Source organism: Ruegeria sp. CDSC085, assembly GCF_059610465.1.
This window is the reverse complement of record NZ_JBXWNR010000050.1, coordinates 1-3,130: the sequence shown is the minus strand read 5'-3', so window position 1 is coordinate 3,130 and position 3,130 is coordinate 1. Positions and strand designations below refer to the sequence as shown.

3 protein-coding genes are annotated in these 3,130 nt (G+C 52.3%); 1 reads left to right on the top strand and 2 read right to left on the bottom strand.

Features of this window, described 5'->3' with window-relative positions; all coding sequences use genetic code 11:
• Positions 1-237: 237 nt before the first annotated feature.
• The gene (locus tag AC2FJB_RS22775; RefSeq protein WP_496721222.1) at positions 238-549 is read right to left on the bottom strand and encodes a YncE family protein; all 312 of its coding nucleotides are present in this window, start codon (positions 547-549) and stop codon (positions 238-240) included.
• A 39-nt stretch (positions 550-588) separates the two neighbouring features.
• Complete coding sequence (locus tag AC2FJB_RS22770) at positions 589-1,005, bottom strand: hypothetical protein (protein WP_496721223.1); 417 nt, start codon at positions 1,003-1,005, stop codon at positions 589-591.
• A gap of 338 nt (positions 1,006-1,343) precedes the next feature.
• Between AC2FJB_RS22770 and AC2FJB_RS22765 the strand changes: the two genes are divergently transcribed.
• A complete protein-coding gene (locus AC2FJB_RS22765) occupies positions 1,344-2,876 on the top strand; it encodes a phospholipase D family protein (RefSeq protein ID WP_496819149.1) in 1,533 nt (510 codons plus the stop codon).
• The last annotated feature ends 254 nt before the right edge of the window (positions 2,877-3,130 follow it).

Sequence of the window (3,130 nt, the reverse complement as noted above, 5' to 3'; positions counted from 1 at the left end):
TGTATTGCTTACAGTGATGGCGCGACAGCTGGTATCGAGTTCCTGGGCGACGAAGGCGCATTGTGAGCAGTCTGCTGTGTAGCTGAAAGCGGCTGCGCAGCACTGGCTTGATCTGCTGAGGTTCGACTTGGTTTGTAGAAAACAGAATTAGCCAACGCAGCGCATAACTCAGAACTTGTGTTTGATGACCCCGTTTCCTCGCTTGATCATCGTTGGCGTACGAAGGTCGCCAAACACCTAGAACATCATGCAATCCGCGCCCGAGGCCAGCAACGTTGATCCTTCAGGCAAGGTGGGTGTGTAGTCGAACGTGACAATCTTCGCTCCGCTGTCGAACGCCACGAACAATTGGTTGGATCCAGGCCTTATGGCAATGCCTTCCGGGTCTGTTCCAAACTCCAACAAGCTTTGCTGGGCAAGCAGCTGGCCATCAGCCGTGAACTCGTACAGGCTGTTTGACCCTTCCCAATCATCAACAATCAACATGTGGCCAGTGCGTGGATCAATCGCGATGCCCTGTGCCTCACTCAAGGGAGGAGAGAGCTTCATTGTGTCCAACCTCGCTGTCAAAGCATCCTCTGACGTGAACTACGGCAACCGTTCTGGATCATCCTCTACGGTCACGATTTGTCTTTTGGCGTTGATCGCGATTCCTTCCGTGTCCACAAATCTACCTTCCAGTTCAAAGGGCGCTCCCAAAGGCTCGACGTCCTTTGTGACTCGTTGAAGGCTGCCAAGGCCATCTCCCAGCAACAAGTGATCCCCTTCAATAGCAATTGCTTTGGTCCGGAAGAGATCGCTGGATATGCGTCTCAACTCATTGCCTTGCAATGTGACAAGAACTGCCTCGGGCCCCTCGTTCGCGATCCACAACCCACAAAAGGTTGGGTCGTAATCGAGACTTGCGGGTTGATTTAGCTCGTAGCGCCCGGTTTCGCTGAGCTGCAATGCCATGGCCGGGGAAAACACGGTGCAGATCAGTAAGGCTATGGTCCTCGCAAACACTCAGGATGCTCCTAAAATTTGCACCAGAATGGTGGGGCAGTATCGCGATAGGTCAATACAAAGAGTACCTACACTCCATAAACCAGAGAGCATCACATTATCAGAACAGAGAGACTTAGAACGCGGAAACTGGTTGCGAGCGGTTTGGTTCGACGCAATTGGGTTGTGCGAGAGTACTTTTGAACTGAGGTTGCGACAAATTCGCGAACCGACATCGTGGCGATTGTTGGATTTGCGAAATCAACACTAACAAACTAAACAACCTCAGGCTTCATAGAACAAACTTGCAATCGCGTGCTCCGGCGTAGTCACTTAGGACACAGGGTTGGAGGAAGCCGATGGCGAAATGGAAGTTCGTGATTTGTGTTTGTTGCGCGCTGGCTCTTGTCGCTTGCGCTCCAAAAACCCGCACATATGAAAAGACGGTATCGGCTGCGCTACAGGCAAATTCGGGCACAACTCTAGGTCAGGCGGCCAATCGCCTTGGGGACCCCAAAGACGGTCGGTCAGGCATCAAGCTGATCAGTGATGGAGAAGAAGCGCTTGTATCACGACTGCTGATGGCTGCAGCGGCCGAGCGAACGATAGACGCGCAATACTACCTTCTGCACAACGACCCCACGGGTCACCTTTTTGCAGCCAGTCTTTTGCAGGCAGCAGATCGGGGTGTTCGCGTCCGATTGTTGCTGGATGACATGGATACGTCCAGCTATGACGCGATGACAGCCGCATTGGACAATCATGAGAATATTGAAATCAGGCTGTTCAATCCGTTTTGGCGCGATCAGAGCCTATTGTTCGCGGGTCTGACAGACTTCAAACGCATCAATCGCAGAATGCACAACAAGTCCATGACGGCGGACAACGTGTTCACGATTGTGGGGGGGAGAAACATCGGCGCCGAGTATTTTTTGGCGCGGAAAGAAATGAACTATGCCGATCTGGATGTGCTGGCTGCAGGCCCTGTTGTACGCGAGGTGTCGCATAGCTTTGACGCTTACTGGAACAGCGAATTCGCCGTTCCGGCTCGCGTGGTCGTTGGAGAACCTAAGGAATTTGACCTTGCTGATGCGCGAGTCCGGTTAAACGAACTGGTCGAGGAAGCGAAGCTAACCCAGTACGGCGCTGCCCTCAGAAAGTCAGCGCAAGAGAACTTCGCGGATGGAGCCCTGTCACTGGATTGGCTGCCAGCGAAGCTTTATGCTGATCCGCCCTCAAAAGCCGCGGGTCTCGAGAACTCAGGTCCCGTTCTGGCATCTCAATTGTTTCCGTACTTTGAGAATGCCAACAGTGAGGTGAACATCGTGTCCGCCTATTTCGTGCCGCGCAACAACGGTGTGAAATGGCTTACCGAACTTGAGAGCCGCGGTGTTAACGTGAAGGTCGTGACCAATTCGCTTGCGTCTAACGACGTCGCACCCGTTTACGCACACTACGCTAAAAAACGCCGAGCACTTTTACGCGGTGGAGTAGAACTCTATGAGTTGCGACCCGACGCCTATCAGGTCCAACGCCGGGGTATAAACTGGGCTCAATCAAGGTCAGGCCTACACTCCAAAGCATTTGCAGTTGATGACCGATACTTGTTCGTAGGGTCGTTCAACTGGGACCCACGATCTGTCAATATCAACACCGAGATGGGAATTTTGATTGACTCGCCAGCACTGACTGCACAGACCATGAGCGCTTTGGACGACGCTTTACCTGCATACACATATAACGTGACGCTCGAGCAAGATGGTCAGCTTAAATGGACGACAAAAGATGATGATGGCAACATCCTTGAATATCGATCCGAGCCGACAGGATCAGCCTGGGATCACTTAGTTTCTGGTTTTCTAAGTGTTTTACCAATTGGGTCCCAGCTTTAGGTTTATTGGGAGAAACTCTGACGGCTTGTCGCCCCACTTGGGGGCGCAACTAAACTGAAAGGGTTTTCACCCTAATGTTCTTAAGCCCATTGCTTGGGCGACCTTCAGTAGAAGTCAATCTCGCTGACGTCTACGCGGACCTCATGATCGCGCCCGTACGCAACAACTCCAATTGACGTGATTTCGTCGGCGACGGGAATAGCGCGCAACATGGCACCTGAAGCCTTAAAGTCTGACAGGGGTAAACTGATTTT

What these genes read in the sequence shown, in the direction of transcription:
- AC2FJB_RS22775 (WP_496721222.1), bottom strand. Translation starts at nt 549, where the DNA reads ATGAAGCTCTCTCCTCCCTTGAGTGAGGCACAGGGCATCGCGATTGAT.
- AC2FJB_RS22765 (WP_496819149.1), top strand. Translation starts at nt 1,344, where the DNA reads ATGGCGAAATGGAAGTTCGTGATTTGTGTTTGTTGCGCGCTGGCTCTT.